Here is a 17,916-nt window from a genome sequence, read left to right as displayed (position 1 = left end):
GTCAGAAGCTAGAATTCTAGCGCAGAAAAACGCCTCTTTTCAAGCCCCCGCAATTTTTTTGACTCAATGTTTCACGGCATCGGGAGCGGGTGCCGCCGGGCGCACGGACGCTGCGGCCACCTGCGCCGCCACCTCTTCGTCGGTCAGCGGAACCGGCTGGCGCTCCAGTGCAATGGCCAGCACCTTGTCGATCCATTTGACCGGCACGATCTCCAGACCCTGCTTCACGTTGTCGGGAATCTCGGCCAGATCCTTCACGTTTTCTTCGGGAATGATCACGGTCTTGATGCCACCACGCAAAGCCGCCAGGAGCTTTTCCTTCAAGCCACCGATCGCGGTGACTTCACCACGCAAGGTGATCTCTCCGGTCATGGCCACGTCGGCACGCACTGGGATGCCCGTGAGCGAGGACACCAACGCCGTGGTCATGGCCGCACCGGCACTCGGTCCGTCCTTGGGTGTGGCGCCATCGGGCACATGGATGTGGATGTCGCGCTTGTCGAACTGTTCGTCCTTGATGCCGAGTGACCGGGCACGGCTGCGAACCACTGTGCGCGCAGCCTCCACCGACTCCTTCATCACATCACCCAGCGAGCCGGTCCGCGTGATCACGCCCTTGCCGGGCATGATCGCCACTTCGATGGTCAGCAAGTCGCCACCGACTTCGGTCCATGCCAAGCCCACGACCTGCCCCACCTGGTTCTGCGCTTCGGCGCGCCCGTAGTTGTACTTGCGCACTCCCAGGAATTGGCTGAGGTTTTCAGCATCCACAACCACGGTGGGCGTGTACTTTTTGAGCAGCAGACCTTTGACCACCTTGCGGCAGATCTTGGAGAGCTCACGCTCCAGTGAACGCACACCAGCTTCGCGGGTGTAGTAACGCACGATGTCGCGCACCGCATCGTCCTTCACCTCCATCTCGCCTTCGCGAATGCCGTTGTTTTTCAGCTGTTTCGGCAACAGGTAGCGGATCGCGATATTGGTCTTCTCGTCTTCGGTGTAGCCCGAGAGACGAATCACTTCCATCCGGTCCAGAAGGGCCGGCGGGATGTTCATCGAGTTCGAGGTGGCAACGAACATCACGTCGGACAGATCGAAATCGACTTCGACGTAATGGTCGCCAAAGGTGTGGTTCTGCTCCGGGTCCAACACCTCCAGCAAGGCGCTTGACGGATCGCCGCGGAAGTCGGTGCCCAGTTTGTCGATTTCATCGAGCAGGAACAGCGGATTGCGCGTACCGATCTTGGACAGGCTTTGCAGCACCTTGCCCGGCATGGCGCCGATGTAAGTGCGGCGGTGGCCACGGATCTCGGCTTCATCACGCATGCCCCCCAGGGCCATGCGAACGTATTTGCGGCCGGTGGCCTTGGCCACCGACTGGCCGAGCGAGGTCTTGCCCACACCGGGTGGGCCGACCAAGCACAGGATCGGTGCCTTGACCTTGTCAACGCGCTGCTGGACCGCGAGGTACTCAAGGATGCGGTCCTTGACCTTGTCCAGTCCGTAGTGGTCTTCGTTGAGCACAGCTTCGGCGTGCGCCAGGTCGTGCTTGATCTTGGTCTTCTTGCTCCAAGGCAAGGCCACCAAGGCATCAATGTAGTTGCGCACCACGGTGGCTTCGGCCGACATGGGCGACATCAGCTTGAGCTTCTTGAACTCGGCATCGGCCTTCTTGCGTGCCTCGGCGGGCATCTTGGCGGCCTTGATCTTTTTCTCGATCTCTTCGATGTCGGCGCCCTCTTCGCCTTCACCCAACTCCTTCTGGATCGCCTTGACCTGCTCGTTGAGGTAGAAGTCGCGCTGGTTCTTTTCCATCTGGCGCTTGACGCGACCACGGATCTTCTTGTCGACGTTGAGGATGTCGACTTCGCGTTCGAGCTGTTCGAACAGGTTTTCCAGCCGCTTGTTCACCGGGTCCAGATCCAGCACAACCTGCTTGGATTCCAGCTTGAGCGGCAGGTGGGCGGCAATGGTGTCGGCCAAGCGACCCGGGTCGTCGATGCTGGAGATCGAGGTCAGGATTTCTGACGGGATCTTTTTGTTCAGTTTGACGTATTGGTCAAACTGCTGCATCACGGCACGGCGCAACGCTTCGAGTTCGGTCGACAGGATGTCGGCGCGCTCGATCGCGGGGTCCACCGGGTTGACACTGGCGACAAAGTGGGTCTCACCATCGGTGATCGACAACACCTTGGCGCGCTGAACGCCCTCCACCAGCACCTTCACGGTGCCATCGGGCAGCTTCAGCATCTGCAGGATGGTGGCGACGCAGCCCATCTCGAACATGTCCTCCGTGGAGGGCTCGTCCTTGGCCGCGGCTTTCTGGGCCACCAGCATGATGCGGCGCTCCGCTTCCATGGCGGATTCCAGCGCCTTGATGCTTTTCGGGCGACCCACAAACAACGGGATCACCATGTGCGGGAACACCACCACGTCGCGCAAGGGCAGCAGTGGCAGGTCAACCGGCGTGCTGGGCAAAGGGGTTTGTCCGGACATTTCTCAACCTCAACAAAATGGTCTTGGGCAGATGCGGGCGGTCTAAACCGTGTGCATCATCAACTTGGGCATGCATTCACTCACACATGCCCGCTACCGATCAGGCCTGTTTGGCCGCTTCGCGGTAGACCAGCAGGGGAGGCTTGTTCTCCTCAATGGTGGACTCGTCCACCACGACTTTCTCCACGTTGCTCATGCCTGGCAGATCGAACATGGTGTCGATCAGCGCGTTTTCCAGTATCGAGCGCAAACCGCGCGCGCCAGTCTTGCGCACCAGCGCTTTGCGGGCAATGGCTTTGAGGGCAGCGGGGCGGACTTCCAGCTCCGCACCCTCCATGGACAGCAGGCGTGCGAACTGCTTGACCACGGCATTCTTGGGTTCGGTCAGGATTTCGACCAAGGCATCCTCGCTGAGCTCGGACAGCGCGGCAATCACCGGCACACGCCCCACGAGCTCGGGAATCAGGCCGAACTTGATCAGGTCTTCCGGCTCGATTTCCTTGAAAGACTCGGTCAGGCTGCGCTGCTGCTTGCTTTTGACGACGGCATTGAACCCCATGCCGGAGGCTTCGGTGCGGTTCTCAATGATCTTTTCCAGCCCAGCAAACGCACCGCCACAGATGAACAGAATGTTGGTCGTGTCGACCTGCAGGAAATCCTGGTTCGGGTGCTTGCGGCCGCCCTGGGGCGGCACCGAAGCCATCGTTCCTTCGATCAGCTTGAGCAGTGCCTGCTGCACACCTTCGCCCGACACGTCACGCGTGATGGACGGGTTGTCGGACTTGCGGGTGATCTTGTCGATTTCGTCGATGTAGACGATGCCTTGCTGCGCGCGCTCGACGTCGTAGTTGCAGCTCTGCAGCAGCTTGGCCACGATGTTTTCCACGTCTTCGCCCACGTAACCGGCTTCGGTCAGTGTGGTGGCGTCGGCCATGACAAACGGCACGTTGAGCATGCGGGCCATGGTCTGGGCCAGCAACGTCTTGCCCGAGCCGGTTGGGCCGATCAGCAGGATGTTGCTCTTGGCCAGCTCCACCTCGTCCTTGCGCGCGGTCAGCTTGTGACGCAGGCGTTTGTAGTGGTTGTAGACCGCCACCGCCAGAGCCCGCTTGGCCCCTTCCTGACCGATCACGTAGCTGTCCAGATTGCCCTTCAGTTCAGCGGGCGTGGGCACCTCATCGCCGGACGCCTTGACCGATTCCAGTCCCGGCAGTTCGTCGCGGATGATGTCGTTGCACAGCTCGATGCACTCGTCGCAGATGAACACCGAGGGGCCCGCGATCAGCTTCTTGACCTCGTGCTGGCTCTTGCCACAAAACGAGCAGTAGAGCGCTTTTTCACCGGAGACGGCTTTTTTGTCGGCCATGAGATTGGGAGTTCAGATAGACGAAGAGGAGTGCAACGGGAACAATGATAGTTCAAGCCTGCGATGTACCAAATGCCGAAAAAGCGCCTCTTTTGGCACGAATCAGGCGGTTTGGTGGGGATTCTGGACCGATGAACGCCACGAGAAGGTGCGCCACCGGTCCATCGGCATCAGGCTGCGATAGCCCCACGCTTGTCGATGACCTTGTCGATCAGGCCATATTCGGCCGATTCGGCGGCCGACATGTAGTAGTCGCGCTCAGTGTCGCGCGCAATGCGGTCCAGAGGCTGGCCGGTACGCTCGGCCAGGATCTTGTTCAGCTGCTCTCGGGTCTTGAGAATCTCGCGCGCCTGGATCTCGATCTCGGTCGCCTGACCGCGGCTGCCACCCGAAGGCTGGTGAATCATGATCTTGGAGTTGGGCAGCGAGAAGCGCTTGCCCTTGGTCCCTGCGGCCAACAGGAACGCGCCCATGCTGGCCGCGAAGCCGCAGCACAGCGTAGACACGTCGGGCTTGATGAAGTTCATCGTGTCGAAGATCGCCATGCCGGCGCTCACAGAACCGCCGGGCGAGTTGATGTAGAAGGAAATGTCCTTGTCCGGATTTTCACTTTCCAGAAACAGCAGCTGAGCGACCACCAGGTTGGCCGAATGGTCATTGACTTCGCCCACCAGAAAGATCACCCGCTCCCGGAGCAGGCGCGAATAGATGTCGTAGGCGCGCTCACCGCGGCCCGAGGTCTCGATCACCATGGGCACCATGCCCAAGCCCTGAATGTCCATTGCGCTCATGCGTTTCTCCATGTGTTGATGCATAACATGCCACTACTGTAACCAACCTGCCAAAGCCGCCACAGGGTTGCGGCTATGGCCGAAGCATGCATATGGCGTGCCTGTTGAAAAAGGCAAGCGCCGGGGAACAAAAAAGGGCGGATTGCTCCGCCCCTCCGAATCCCGCGCGACCGCAGGTCCCGACCGATGCCGCAGCGGCCCGAACGCCGGGCCGCTGTGTGCGGAAGATCAGGCTTGGCCCATCAGCTCTTCGAAGCTGATCGATTTTTGATTGATCTTGGCCTTGGACAGCACGAACTCGGTCACGTTGTTTTCAATCACGATGGCCTCGACTTCGGCCATTCGGCGGTTGTCGCTGGTGTACCAGCGCACGACGTCGGCCGGCTTTTCGTAGGAAGCGGCCAGCTCGTCAATGTGGGCCTTGATCTGTTCGGACGTGGCGTGCAGCTCGTTGGCGCGCACCAGCTCGGCCACCACCAGGCCCAGGCGCACGCGGCGCTCGGCCTGGGGACGGAACAGGTCGTCAGGGATCGGCGCCTTGTCGGCGTCTTTCACACCACGCTGCTTGAGGTCGGCACGGGCGCCTTCAACCAGGCGGTCGAGTTCGGCCTGCACCACCGACTTCGGCAGATCCAGCTCGGCCTTGGCCGCCAGGGCGTCCATCGCGGCCTGCTTGTTGCGGGCCTGCAGGCGGTGCTTGACTTCGCGCTCCAGGTTTTTCTTGATGTCGGCGCGCAGGCCTTCGACCGTGCCTTCGGCGATGCCGAGCGACTTGGCCAGGGCTTCGTCCACGTCGGGCAGGTGGGCGGCTTCAATCTTGTTGACCGTGACCAGGAAATCGGCTGTCTTGCCGGCCACGTCCTTGCCGTGGTAATCCGCGGGGAAGGCCAGCGGGAAGGTTTTGGACTCGCCCGACTTCATGCCGCGCACGGCGTCTTCAAATTCCTTGAGCATCTGGCCGTCACCGACGATGAACTGGAAGCCTTCGGCCTTGCCGCCTTCAAAGGCTTCACCGTCGATCTTGCCGGCGAAGTCGATGGTGACGCGGTCACCGTCGGCTGCGGCCTGGTCCTGTGCGCGTTGCGCGAAGGTGCGGCGCTGCTTGCGCAGGATGTCCAGCGTGCGGTCGATGGCGGCGTCGTCGACTTCGGCCGAGATTTTTTCGACTTCAGCGGTGGACAGGTCTTCGATCTTGACTTCGGGATACACCTCGAAGACGGCGTCAAAAGCCAGCTGGCCTTCGGGCGATTCTTCCTTTTCGGTGATCTTGGGCTGACCAGCGACGCGCAGCTTGGCTTCGTTGGCAGCGGTGGCAAAAGCCTCGCCGACCTTGTCGTTCATGACTTCGTAGTGCACCGAGTAACCGTACTGCTGGGCCACCACGCTCATGGGCACTTTTCCGGGACGGAAACCGTCCATCTTGACCTTGCGGGCCACGTCCTTGAGGCGCTTGGTCACCTCGTTCTGGATCACGTCGGCCGGCAGCGTGAGCGTGATCTTGCGCTCGAGCTTTTCAAGGGTTTCAACAGTCACGGTCATGGCTTTCTCCAAAAGGATGTCGGTCAACCAGCCACTCTGGCCAACCGGAAAAAATCTGTTCGTCTGAGAGGTGGTGCGCGGGGGGGGACTCGAACCCCCACACCATTGCTGGCGTCAGGACCTAAACCTGGTGCGTCTACCAATTTCGCCACCCGCGCGCCTGACACTCGGGCAAGTCACAGCAACGGTTGAGGCTGTAAGACTTGGAACCCCGCTTTTCGGCAACCTTCTATTGTAGCGGTTGCTTGCCCTCGCCTTTCGCCACTGGCCCAACGGCGCCCAGACGCTGACGCAGCGCCCGCACAGCGCTCTCCGGCGTGGTCAGCACCGGCAGGTCCACCGCCTGCTGCACCGCCGCCTGCGCGCGCGCCATGCTGAACTGGGCGAGCGCAATGACGGTGCAGCCCTGGCGGGCCAGCGCCTGCGCGGCCAGAACCACCTGCGCGTCGTGGCCGGCCGTATCGCCCGCGTTGAGCGCGGCGAGCGCACCACCGGCGAGCTGCGTGCGGAGATCGGTTCCCGCCGGGAACTCCGGCGGCATCGATGCCAGCGTGGGGGCGAACGAAGCGATCAATCCGATCCGTCCCCCCAGCGCCACCGCCTCAGCCACCATCGCTTCGTTCGGTTTGAGCACGGGCATGTGGGGCCGCTTCGCCGCCACCGCTTCGATGCAGGCCCCGAACGCCGAGCAGGTGAACAGGATGGCCTGCGCGCCCGTGCTTTCGGCATAGGCGGCGAGCGTCTCGAAGCGCCGGTGCATCGCTGCATCCAGCCCCTGCCCGCTGCGTGCCAGATCGGCCGACAGGCTGTCATCGAGCAGATTCATCCGAGTCGCCTCGGGCCAGGTGTGCTGCAACTCGTCGTTGATCGGCGCTACCGAATGCGCCAGCGCATGAATGAGCGCGATGCGCGTCACGCCGGCACACCCAAGCGAGACCTGCGTGCACGCTGCAGCCCCATCACCAGCAACAACAAGGCCAACGAGGGCAGAAACAACCACTCTTTGGCCGGGCGTTCGGCCGGCACCTCGGCCGACACGATGCGGAAGCCCTGCTCCATGCCCAGCTTTTCAGCCGGGCTGCCAAATTTCACGGCGGCAATCAGCAGCTCGTCGCCCTGCGCCATCACGGTCAACCCCGCGCTGGCCATGCGCTCGCGGGCAGTGCCGGGCTCGCCCAGGGGCAGCAGCACGCCTTTGCGGATGTCATCGCCGTTCATGTTCATGCCTTCGATCCAGACGCGCTTGCCCGAACCGGCAGGGGCTTGTTCGATGAGAGACGTCATCTGGGCCGCAGGCACTTCATCAAACGGCGGGTACAGCATGTCCCACCAGTAACCGGGGCGGAACAAGGTGAAGGTGATCAGCAACAAAGCCAGGGTTTCATACCAGCGCGACTTCACCAGGAAAAAGCCTTGCGTGGCCGCCGCAAACACCAGCATCGCCACCGTGGCACTGACCACGGTGAGGATCAGGTGCAGAGGGCCGGTCAGTCCGATCAGCAGCAGCTGGGTGTTGAAGATGAAGAGGAACGGCAGAATGGCCGTGCGCATGCTGTAGTAGAAGGCGGTGATACCGGTCTTGATGGGGTCGGCGCGCGCAATGGCGGCGGCCGCAAACGACGCCAGGCCCACCGGCGGCGTCACGTCGGCCATGAGGCCGAAATAGAACACGAACATGTGCACCGCGATCAGGGGGACGATCAGGCCGCTTTGGGCGCCCAGCTCCACCACCACCGGCGCCATCAGCGTGGACACCACGATGTAGTTGGCCGTGGTGGGCAGGCCCATGCCCAGGATCAGGCTGATGAGCGCCACCAGCACCAGCATGAGCATGAGATTGCCACCCGAGAGCAGTTCAACCAGTTCGGTCATGACCAGGCCCACGCCGGTGAGCGACACCGTGCCCACGATGATGCCGGCGGCCGCGGTGGCCACGCCGATGCCGATCATGTTGCGTGCGCCGGTGGCCAGGCCATCCACCAGGTCGACAAAACCCTGCCGGGTGGCAGCGCCCAGGCCGCCGTGCCCGCGAAACGCCGCGATGATGGGCTTTTGCGTGAGCATGACGAAGATCATGAAGAGCGTGGCCCAGAAGGCGGACAGGCCTGGCGACATCTGCTCAACCATCAGGCACCAGATCAGCACCACCACAGCCAACAGGTAGTGCAGGCCGGACTTCACGGTGGGTCCGGTTTCGGGCAGTTCAAACACGGGGGCGTTCGGATCGTCCAGCTCCAGGGCGGGCTGTCTGGCACCAAACCAGAGCAGACCGACATAGCTGGCCAGCAGACCGGCGCCGACCACCCAGATGGCGGCGTCGCCCATGGCGGTCTTGATCCAGCCAACGCCCCAGTACACCACACCGGAGAGCACGATGAACCCGGCCACGGTCATGGCAAACGACATCAGGCGCTGGCCGGCCGTGGCCGTGCCGCGGCGCGGCAGTCCGACCATGTTGGCCTTGAGGGCCTCCAGGTGCACGATGTAGAGCAGTGCGATGTACGAGATGATGGCCGGCAGGAACGCGTGCTTCATCACCTCGATGTAGGGAATGCCGACATACTCCACCATCAGGAAGGCGGCCGCGCCCATCACCGGCGGCATGATCTGGCCGTTCACCGAGCTCGACACCTCGACCGCACCGGCCTGATCGGGTCGGTAGCCGACCCGCTTCATGAGCGGGATGGTGAAGGTGCCGGTGGTCACCACGTTGGCGATCGACGAGCCGGAAATGATGCCGGTGGCCGCCGAAGACAGCACCGCCGCCTTGGCCGGGCCACCGCGCATGTGGCCCAGCAGAGCAAAGGCCGACTTGATGAAGTAGTTGCCGGCACCCGCCTTGTCGAGCAGCGAGCCAAACAGCACGAACAGGAAAATGAAACCGCTGGACACACCGAGCGCAACACCGAACACGCCTTCGGTGGTCAGCCACTGGTGGCTCATGGCGCGGTTGAGCGAGAAGCCGCGGTGGGCGATCATGTCGGGCATGTAAGGCCCGCCGAAGGTGTAGCCCAGAAACACGAGCGCCACGATCACCATGGGCAGGCCCAGCACGCGCCGGGTCGCTTCGAGCAGCAACACGAGACCGACCGCGCCGGTGTAGACGTCCATCGTGGTCGGCTGGCCGGGCCGGGTGGCCAGTTCGTTGTAGAAGAGGAACAGGTAGGCGGCACAAAAGGTGCCCACCAGCGCAAACACCCAGTCGGTGACAGGCACATGGCCGCGTGGTGAGCGCCGGAACGCTGGGTACGCCATGTACGACAGGAACACCGCAAAAGCGAGGTGGATGGCGCGAGTCTCGGTGTCGTTGAACACCAGAATGCCCAGGCTGAACGGCAACGGCGAGGCGATCCAGAGTTGGAACACAGACCAGGCCAGTGCGACGGCCAGCAGCATTCGACTCATCCAGGGGCCGGGTGAGCGACCGCCGGTGTCGTTGTCGGCAACCAGCTGGTTGACGTCGACTTCGGGTGCGGTGGGGGTGTTCATTCGGACTTGAGTGTTGTGGTGATGAAAAAAGACCAACAAAAAAGCCCTGACGGGTCAGAGCTTCTTTGCGGCGTCAGTCCGGGAGGACCGTGGCAGACAGCAGGACCTTACATCCAGCCTTTTTCCTTGTAGTACTTCACGGCACCGGGGTGCAGCGGAGCCGACAGGCCATCCTTGATCATGTTTTTCGGATCGAGACCCGCGAAAGCCGGGTGCAGTTTCTTGAATTCGTCGAAGTTCTCGAACACGGCCTTGACCAGTTCGTAAACCGCCACGTCAGAAACTTTGGCCGAGGTCACGAACGAAGCCAGCACGCCATAGGTGGGCGTGGGGTTCGGGTGACCGGCGTACAGACCGCCGGGGATGTTGACCTTGGCGTAGTAGCTGTTGGCCTTGACCAGTTTGTCCACGGCCGGGCCGGTCATGGGCACCAGCCTGGCGCCGCAGGTGGTGATCGGGTCCTGGATGTTGGCGCTGGGGTGCCCCACGCCGTAGAAGAAACCATCGATCTTGTTGTCGCACAGGGCCGCACCGTGTTCGTCTGCCTTGAGCTCGGCGGCCAGACCGAAGTCGCTGATCTTGCCACCGCTGCTGGCCAGGTATTCGTCCATGGCGGCGCGCGTGCCCGAGCCAGGGTTGCCGACGTTGAAACGTTTGCCCTTCAGATCGTCAAACTTGGTGATGTTGGCTTCCTTGCGCGACAACACGGTGAAGGGCTCGGGGTGGATGGAGAACACCGCGCGCAGGTCGGTGTGCTTGCCGTCCTTTTCGAACTGTTTGGTGCCATTGAAAGCGTTGTACTGCACGTCCGACTGGGACACGCCGAAATCGAGTTCACCCGCCTTGATGGTGTTGATGTTCACCACCGAACCGCCGGTGGACTCCACCGAGCAGCGAAAGCCGTGCTTGGCGCGGTCCTTGTTGACCAGCCTGCAGATGGCGCCGCCCGCGGCGTAGTACACGCCCGTCACGCCACCCGTGCCGATGGTCATGAACTTCTGCTGTGCCTGCACGGGGGCCAGGGGGGCTGACAGCGCCAGAACGGCGGCAGCGAGCGAGAAGCGGGAAGCGGTTGCTTTCAGGGATATGGTCATGCTGACTCCTTGTGATTGAACGAGACGAACCGGACGCCCTCGTGAGGCGAAACCGGGAAGGGACATGGGCCAACCCGCATGGGACACAGCGGGAGGACCATCGGGTCCAAGGCAAGCCGCGATGCTACCCCGCTGTCGCGCAGGATCCGACCGGGTTTCACCTTGGATATTGCATCTGTAATGGCTCAGTCATAAAACTTATACAGCAAGCCGGCGCTGGTGACCAGTGCTTCTCAGGTCTTCGCGGCAATGGCCCGGTCCACGCTGCTGCGCAGGCGTGTCACGATCTGGCCGAGATCGGCCTCGGTGGCAATGAAGGGCGGCGCCAGCAGCACGTGGTCGCCGCAACGGCCGTCCACCGTGCCGCCCATGGGATAGACCATCAGGCCTTCGGCCATGGCTTCGCTCTTGATGCGTGCGTGCAGGCGCCGCTCCGGGTGAAACCACTGCTTCGACCCGCGGTCGGCCACCAGCTCGATGCCCCAGAAGAGGCCACGCCCGCGGATGTCACCCACATGCGGGTGATCGTCGAAAGCCTGCTGAAGCAAGGCCTGCAGCGTGTGCCCACGGGCCTTCACCTGATCCAACAAGCCGTCGCGCTGGATCACGCGCTGCACCGCCAGCGCTGCGGCGCAGGCCACCGCATGACCGAGGTAGGTGTGGCCGTGCTGGAACAGCCCGCTGCCCTGGCGGAAGGCCTCCACCAGCCGCCCCTGCGCCAGCACCGCACCAATGGGCTGATAACCGCCGCCCAGGCCTTTGGCAATGGTCAGCAGATCGGGCACCACGCTTTCCTGCTCACAGGCGTGCAGCGTGCCGCTGCGGCCCATGCCGCACATCACTTCGTCCAGGATGAGCAGGATGCCGTGGCGGTCGCACAGCTCGCGCACGCCCTTGAAGTACCCGGGCACGGGCGTGAGCACGCCGGCCGTGGCGCCACCGATGGTTTCGGCCACGAAGGCCATCACGTTCTCGCCCCCGAGTTGGTCAATGACCTCGGCCAGCTCGGCCACCAGGCGCTGGCCGTACTGCTCGGGCGTCTCGTCGGCCCGTCGATCCCGGTATTCGTAGCACGGTGCGACGTGGGTCACGTCCATCAGCAAGGGTTTGAACTGCTCGCGTCGCCAGGCGTTGCCGCCCACCGCCAGCGCGCCCAGCGTGTTGCCGTGGTAACTCTGGCGCCGGGCGATGAAATGGTGCCGCTGTGGCTGACCGATCTCCACGAAGTACTGCCGCGCCATCTTCAGCGCCGCCTCGACGGCCTCCGAGCCGCCACTGACGAAATACACGTGGCTCATGCCGGCCGGCGCGGATTCGATCAGCACGTCGGCCAGTTCTTCGGCCACGGCGGTGGTGAAAAAACTGGTGTGGGCATAGGCCAATCGATCGATCTGCGCGTGCATGGCCGCGATCACGTCCGGATGACCATGGCCCAGGCAGGAAACCGCCGCGCCGCCGGAAGCATCCAGGTAGGACTTGCCTTGTGCATCGGTGAGGGTGATGCCTTGTCCGCTCGCGGCCACGGGCAGGTCGTGGTGCAGCTGGCGATGGAAAACGTGGGTGGGATTCATGAGGCAACGTTGGTTGAGAAGGACGGTCTCCGCAGTTTACGGAGCAGCGCCCGCCACTGGGAATGCTTTTTTGTTCCCGTCCCATGCCCTTGGTTTATGGCTCCATGGCGCCAGCGGCACCCATGACTTCCAAGCATGGCAATCGATGCGATCGGCATTTTCCAGAACGCCGCCTTCTGCCTACAGTGTGGCTCCATGAGCTCCAACCCCCCTCCCATGCAGCACGTCTGCGTGCTCGGTGCCGGCATCGTCGGTCTGGCCACGGCCTGGCAACTGCACCGCGACGGCCACCAGGTGACCGTGGTCGACAGCGCACAGACCGGCGCGGGCGCCAGCGGCGCCAACGGCGCGCAACTCAGCTATTCCTACGTGCAACCGCTGGCGGACCCTGCCCTGTGGCTGCAGTTGCCCAAGCTGCTGCTCGCGCCCGACTCACCCCTGAAATTCCGCCTGCGCATGGACCCGCACCAATGGGCCTGGGGCCTGCGCTTCCTGGCCGCGTGCCGCGGCAGCGTCTCGCGTGGCACCACGGCCAGCCTGCTCACACTGGCCGCCGAGAGCCGCGCCGCCTTCGAGCAGTTGATGGCACAGACAGCAATGCCCTGCGACTTCTCCGCCACCGGCAAGCTGGTGCTCTACCCCGACGCCGCGGCTTTCGCCAGCGCGCGCCGGCAGATGGCGCTGCAAAGCAGCCTGGGCACGGTGCAGCATGCCCTCACGCCGGCGGAGGCGGTGGCGATCGAGCCCGCGCTGGCCCACCACGCGGCGAACTTCGCGGGCGCCATCCACACGCCGAGCGAGTGCGCCGCCGATTGCTTCAAGGTGTGCGAGGCGCTGCAGCACCGACTGCAGGCTCTCGGCGTGCGCTTCCTGTTTCAGACCGAGGTCACGCGCCTGGTGCGCGTGGGCGCGCGCATCGTGGCCGCCGAGACCCGCGAGGGGCCCGTCGAGGCCGATGCCTTCGTCGTCGCGCTCGGCAGCGGCTCGCAGCGTCTGGCCGCTCCGCTGGGGCTGGACGTGCCGGTTTATCCCTTGAAGGGTTACAGCATCACCCTGCAGGCCAGCGAGGCCGCTGGCGCGGCGCCGCGCGTGAACGTGACCGATGCCGCGCGCAAGGTGGTGTTCGCCCGCATCGGGGATCGCCTGCGCGTGGCCGGCATGGCCGAGCTCGTGGGTCACGACCGGACCATCCCCGCCGATCGCATTGCGTCGCTCGTGGCCAGCACGCGCGCACTGTTTCCGCAGGCGGGCGGATTCGATGACGTTCAGCCCTGGGCCGGCCTGCGACCGGCCACACCCACCGGACTGCCGGTGCTGGGGCGGCTGCCGGGCTCGCCCGCCAACCTGCTGTTCAATACCGGCCACGGCGCCCTGGGTTTCACGCTGGCCTTTGGCAGCGCGTCGCGTGTGGCCAGCGCGCTGAACTCATAGGACGTCGCCTTATCCCACCTGCAGCAGCGCCTGTTGCATGCAGCGGGTGAAGGCGCGCGCGGTCAGTGAATTCGGTCGTGCCACGGGGCGCAGCGTGTGCACGGCAGTGGGCAACTCGGGCTCGAGCATCAGCACGTCCACCCGCTCGGGATCGGCAGAGGCCGCGGTGCAGCCCTCCACCATGGCCACGCCCACGCCGTGGTGCGCCAAGGCCAGTGCCACATGGTAGGTCTGCACGGTCATCACCTCCTGCAGGCCGGTGCCGCTGTCGCGCACCGCGTGCGCCAGCAGGATGCCCAGCGGGTCCTGCCCGTCGAGCGCGATCACCGGCAGCTTCGACAACTGGGCCAAGGTGATGGAGCCGGTCTTGACCTGTCGGGCGGGCAGCAGTCCCTTGGGCACCACGCAGACCACGCGCCGTTGCGCCAGCTGTTCCTGCACCAGCGCGGGGTGCGAAACGGCGCTGAAGACGTACCCCACGTCGGCCTCCTGCAGCACCAGCGAAGAGACGATCTGCGGCGAGTGCAGTGCCTCGTGGTGCACCACCACGGCAGGATGTTTCTCGCGGAACAGGCGCATGGCGCGGGGAAATATCTCGTAACTCAGCGCCAGCACGGTGAGCACACGCAGCTCGCCCTTGCCGCGCCCGGCCTTGAGGCTGGCAGAGAGGCGCTGCACTTCTTCAAGCTGGCTGAAGAGGCGCTCGATGTGCGGGTAAAGCGCCTGCGCCTCCACCGTCGGCCGGAGCCGCCCACCCTCTCGCTGGAAGAGCTGGAATCCGAGCTGCAGCTCGGCGTGTTGCAGCGTGCGGCTGACGGCCGGCTGCGTGACGTTGATCATGCGGGCCGCCGCGCTCACGCTGCCGGTGAGCATGACGGCGTTGAAGACTTCGATGTGACGCAGGCGCATGCGCGAGATTGTGGGGCTTGCGTGGCACGCTTTCTTCAGAACACCGCGGAACGGGCTTTGCCCGGCCGCAGGTGTTACCGCCGGACCCTGAACCAGGCCGCGTACATGGCCGGCAGGGCCAGCAGCGTGAGCACGGTGGCCACGATCAGCCCTCCCATGATGGCCACGGCCATCGGCCCCCAGAACACGCTGCGCGAGAGCGGGATCATGGCCAGCACGGCCGCCGCAGCGGTGAGCACGATGGGCCGCATGCGGCGCACCGCCGCTTCGACGATCGCGTCCCAGGCGGGCACGCCGCGCGCACGGTCCTGCTCGATCTGGTCGATCAGGATCACGGAATTGCGCTGGATCATGCCCATGAGCGCGATCACGCCCAGCAGGGCCACGAAGCCGAACGGCCGGTTCAGCAGCAGCAGCGCACCGGCCACACCCGCCAGGCCCAGCGGGCCGGTAAGAAACACCAGCAGCGAACGGCTGAAGCTTTGCAACTGCAGCATCAGCAACGTGAAGGTGAGAAACAGCATCACCGGAATACCCGCCGCGATCGACGACGACCCCTTGCTGCTCTCCTCCACCGCGCCGGCCACCTGCACCTGGTAACCCGCCAGCCCACGCCCGGCCCAGCTGTCGCTGATCAGCTTGAGGGCCGGTTGCAGCTCGGCGGTGACGGTCGCGCCCTGCAGGCCCTCCACCACGTCGCTTTGCACCGTGATCGCGAATTCGCGGTTCTCGCGCCAGATCACACCCGGCTCCCAGCCCGGGACCGGCCGGGCGATCTGCAGCAGCGGGATGCTCTTGCCGCTGGCGGTGGGCAGGTAGCCGTTGCCCAGGGCAGAGAGGGAGTTGCGCTCGTCCAGTGGCTGGCGCAACACGATGTCGATCAGCTTGTCGCCATCGCGGTACTGGCCCACGGTGCTGCCCGTGAGGTTGGTGCGCGAGGCCTGCGCGATGGACTGGCTACTCACGCCCAGCGCGCGCGCCTTGGCCTGGTCCACTTCCAGGCGCAGCACCTTGACCGACTCGTTCCAGTTGTCGTTCACGCCGCGCGTGTTCGGGCTCTGGCGCATCGCGGCCTTCACCTCGTCGGCCAGGCCGCGCAGCACCGCGGGGTCGGGCCCGACCACGCGGAACTGCACCGGGTACGGCACCGGCGGTCCGTTGGCCAACAGCTTCACGCGTCCGCGCAGCTCAGGAAACTCGGTCGCCAGCAAGGTGGGCAACTGCTTGCGCAGGGTTTCGCGCGTTGGCAGGTCTTTCGGCAGCACGATCATCTGCGCCACGTTCGACTGCGGAAAGATCTGGTCAATCGGCAGATAAAAGCGCGGCACGCCAGAGCCCACCCAGCTGGTCACGCTGGTCACTCCGGCCTCGCTTGCCAGGCGCTGCTCCAGACGATGGCTCACCTCGTCCATGGCGGCGACGTTGCTGCCTTCGGGCAACCACACGTCCACCAGGATCTCCGGCCGGCTCGAATCGGGGAAAAACTGCTGCTGCACCTGGCCCATGCCCACCATGCCCAGCACAAAGGTGGCGATGGTCAGGCCGATGGTGATCCAGCGATGCTGCACACACCAGTCCACCAGCGCGCGAAAGCGCACATAGAACGGTCCATCAAACACCTCGTGGGCCGGGCCCACATGGGGCTTGACCTTGAGCAGCTTCACACCCAGGTAAGGCACGAACATCACCGCCACGATCCACGACAGCACCAGCGCGATCACCGTCACCGCGAAGATCGCAAAGGTGTATTCACCCACGGCGGAGTTCGCCATGCCGATGGGCAGGAAACCGGCCGCGGTGATCAGCGTGCCGGTGAGCATGGGCATGGCGGTGGCGTCCCAGGTGAAGGTCGCCGCCTTCATCATGGTGTAGCCCTCTTCGAGCTTGCGCACCATCATTTCCACCGCGATGATCGCGTCGTCCACCAGCAGACCCAGCGCAATGATGAGCGAACCGAGCGAGATCTTGTGCAGGCCGATGCCCCAGTACTGCATGGCCAGGAAGGTGATGGCCAGCACCAGCGGGATGGTGATGAACACCACCAGGCCGGGCCGCACGTCCAGCACGTAGCGACGCAAGCCGCTGCCCCCCGGACGCTTGTGCAGGCCGAGCGCCAGAAAGCTCACCGCGAGCACGATCAGCACGGCCTCAATCAGCACCTTCACGAACTCGTTCACCGAGCGCGCCACCGCGGTCGGCTGGTCCTGCACCTGCACCAGCTTCATGCCGGCGGGCAGGTGCGCCTCGATGTCGACCACCGCCAACCGCAGCGCCTGACCCAGCGCGATGATGTCGCCGCCCTTGGCCATGGAGATGCCCAGCGCGATGCTGTCCTCGCCGTTGTGGCGCACCTTCACCTGCGCCGGATCCGCATAACCCAGGTGGATGTCGGCGATGTCGCCCAGGCGCAGTTGTGTGCCGTTGGCGGCGCGGATCGGCATGGCGCGCAGCTGCTCCGACGAGTTGAACGCCCCCTCCACCCGCACCTGCACCGCATCGGCCGGCGCCTGCACCGCACCCGCCGATTCGACCGCATTCTGCTGGCCCAGCGCTGCCAGCACCTGGGGCATGTCCAGCCCCAGCACCGCCAGGCGCTTCTGGGAGATCTCGACATACAGCTTCTCATCCTGCACGCCAAAGAGCTCGACCTTGTTCACGTCTTTCACTCGCAGCAGGCGCTGGCGTACGTCGTCGGCCACCTGCTTCAGGTCGGCGGGCGAAAAGCCCTCGCCCTGCAGCGCGTAGATGACACCGAAGACATCGCCAAATTCGTCGTTGAAGAAGGGCCCGACCACACCCTGCGGCAACGTGCTGCGCATGTCGCCGATCTTCTTGCGCGTCGTGTACCAGATCTGCTGCACCTCGTCCGGCGGCGACGAGTCCTTGACCTGGAACAGCACCACCGACTCGCCGGGTTTGGAATAGCTGCGGATCTTGTCCGCGTAGGGCACTTCCTGAAGCGTCTTCTCAATCCGGTCCGACACCTGCTCGGCCATCTGCTGCGCCGTGGCGCCAGGCCAGTAGGCGCGCACCACCATGGCACGGAAGGTGAACGGCGGGTCTTCGTCCTGGCCGAGCTGGAAGTACGCCGCCACACCCAGCAGCATCAGCACGATCATCAGGTAGCGGGTGAAGGCCTGGTGGTCCAGCGCCCACTGCGAGAGGTTGAATCGCGAGACCCAGGAGCGGGTCCCGTCGGTGGTGTTCGGTTGGTGTTCGCTCATGCCGTC

General features: G+C 64.3%; 11 protein-coding genes and 1 tRNA gene. 1 reads left to right on the top strand and 11 read right to left on the bottom strand.

Features of this window, described 5'->3' with window-relative positions:
• Positions 1-63: 63 nt before the first annotated feature.
• The 9 genes from lon to ACN5W5_RS03180 form a co-directional block, all read right to left on the bottom strand.
• A complete protein-coding gene (gene lon / locus ACN5W5_RS03220; RefSeq protein WP_420047145.1) occupies positions 64-2,496 on the bottom strand; it encodes an endopeptidase La in 2,433 nt (810 codons plus the stop codon).
• Positions 2,497-2,596: 100 nt separating this feature from the next.
• Entirely contained in the window at positions 2,597-3,862 is a 1,266-nt protein-coding gene (gene clpX, locus ACN5W5_RS03215; protein WP_420047144.1) for an ATP-dependent Clp protease ATP-binding subunit ClpX, read from the bottom strand.
• 170 nt (positions 3,863-4,032) lie between these two features.
• Positions 4,033-4,653, bottom strand: a complete 621-nt coding sequence (gene clpP / locus ACN5W5_RS03210; RefSeq protein ID WP_290964268.1) for an ATP-dependent Clp endopeptidase proteolytic subunit ClpP — start codon at positions 4,651-4,653, stop codon at positions 4,033-4,035.
• A gap of 228 nt (positions 4,654-4,881) precedes the next feature.
• Positions 4,882-6,192, bottom strand: coding sequence for a trigger factor (tig, locus tag ACN5W5_RS03205; protein WP_420047143.1), 1,311 nt, complete (start codon positions 6,190-6,192; stop codon positions 4,882-4,884).
• A 71-nt stretch (positions 6,193-6,263) separates the two neighbouring features.
• Positions 6,264-6,350 (bottom strand) — tRNA-Leu (locus tag ACN5W5_RS03200).
• A 71-nt stretch (positions 6,351-6,421) separates the two neighbouring features.
• The gene (locus ACN5W5_RS03195) at positions 6,422-7,108 is read right to left on the bottom strand and encodes an arylsulfatase (RefSeq protein WP_420047142.1); all 687 of its coding nucleotides are present in this window, start codon (positions 7,106-7,108) and stop codon (positions 6,422-6,424) included.
• On the bottom strand, positions 7,105-9,681 hold the full coding sequence (locus ACN5W5_RS03190) for a TRAP transporter permease (protein WP_420047141.1): 2,577 nt from the start codon (positions 9,679-9,681) through the stop codon (positions 7,105-7,107). Before ACN5W5_RS03190 ends, ACN5W5_RS03195 begins: the two co-directional genes overlap by 4 nt.
• 107 nt (positions 9,682-9,788) lie before the next feature.
• Positions 9,789-10,775 (bottom strand): TAXI family TRAP transporter solute-binding subunit, encoded by a 987-nt coding sequence (locus tag ACN5W5_RS03185; protein WP_420047140.1) that lies wholly within the window; start codon positions 10,773-10,775, stop codon positions 9,789-9,791.
• 233 nt (positions 10,776-11,008) lie between these two features.
• Positions 11,009-12,346, bottom strand: a complete 1,338-nt coding sequence (locus tag ACN5W5_RS03180; protein ID WP_420047139.1) for an aspartate aminotransferase family protein — start codon at positions 12,344-12,346, stop codon at positions 11,009-11,011.
• A 195-nt stretch (positions 12,347-12,541) separates the two neighbouring features.
• Here ACN5W5_RS03180 and ACN5W5_RS03175 point away from each other — a divergent pair, with 195 nt between their 5' ends.
• Positions 12,542-13,777, top strand: a complete 1,236-nt coding sequence (locus tag ACN5W5_RS03175; RefSeq protein WP_420047138.1) for a D-amino acid dehydrogenase — start codon at positions 12,542-12,544, stop codon at positions 13,775-13,777.
• A 9-nt stretch (positions 13,778-13,786) separates the two neighbouring features.
• Here ACN5W5_RS03175 and ACN5W5_RS03170 read toward each other — a convergent pair whose 3' ends face one another.
• Both ACN5W5_RS03170 and ACN5W5_RS03165 read right to left on the bottom strand, forming a co-directional pair.
• Positions 13,787-14,686, bottom strand: a complete 900-nt coding sequence (locus ACN5W5_RS03170) for a LysR family transcriptional regulator (RefSeq protein WP_420047137.1) — start codon at positions 14,684-14,686, stop codon at positions 13,787-13,789.
• Positions 14,687-14,760: 74 nt separating this feature from the next.
• Positions 14,761-17,910, bottom strand: a complete 3,150-nt coding sequence (locus ACN5W5_RS03165; protein WP_420047136.1) for an efflux RND transporter permease subunit — start codon at positions 17,908-17,910, stop codon at positions 14,761-14,763.
• Between the last annotated feature and the right edge of the window lie 6 nt (positions 17,911-17,916).

It is taken from the genome of Hydrogenophaga sp. ZJX-1 (assembly GCF_048590325.1).
In the GTDB taxonomy this organism is placed as follows: Bacteria; Pseudomonadota; Gammaproteobacteria; order Burkholderiales; family Burkholderiaceae_C; genus Hydrogenophaga.
Note: the sequence above shows the minus strand (reverse complement) of the source record. Positions and strands in the feature narration are given on the sequence as shown.

Excerpts from the sequence above, each read along its gene's own strand:
- lon (WP_420047145.1), bottom strand. The coding sequence starts at position 2,496 with ATGTCCGGACAAACCCCTTTGCCCAGCACGCCGGTTGACCTGCCACTG.
- clpX (WP_420047144.1), bottom strand. The coding sequence starts at position 3,862 with ATGGCCGACAAAAAAGCCGTCTCCGGTGAAAAAGCGCTCTACTGCTCG.
- clpP (WP_290964268.1), bottom strand. The coding sequence starts at position 4,653 with ATGAGCGCAATGGACATTCAGGGCTTGGGCATGGTGCCCATGGTGATC.
- tig (WP_420047143.1), bottom strand. The coding sequence starts at position 6,192 with ATGACCGTGACTGTTGAAACCCTTGAAAAGCTCGAGCGCAAGATCACG.
- ACN5W5_RS03190 (WP_420047141.1), bottom strand. The coding sequence starts at position 9,681 with ATGAACACCCCCACCGCACCCGAAGTCGACGTCAACCAGCTGGTTGCC.
- ACN5W5_RS03185 (WP_420047140.1), bottom strand. The coding sequence starts at position 10,775 with ATGACCATATCCCTGAAAGCAACCGCTTCCCGCTTCTCGCTCGCTGCC.
- ACN5W5_RS03180 (WP_420047139.1), bottom strand. The coding sequence starts at position 12,346 with ATGAATCCCACCCACGTTTTCCATCGCCAGCTGCACCACGACCTGCCC.
- ACN5W5_RS03175 (WP_420047138.1), top strand. The coding sequence starts at position 12,542 with ATGAGCTCCAACCCCCCTCCCATGCAGCACGTCTGCGTGCTCGGTGCC.
- ACN5W5_RS03170 (WP_420047137.1), bottom strand. The coding sequence starts at position 14,686 with ATGCGCCTGCGTCACATCGAAGTCTTCAACGCCGTCATGCTCACCGGC.
- ACN5W5_RS03165 (WP_420047136.1), bottom strand. The coding sequence starts at position 17,910 with ATGAGCGAACACCAACCGAACACCACCGACGGGACCCGCTCCTGGGTC.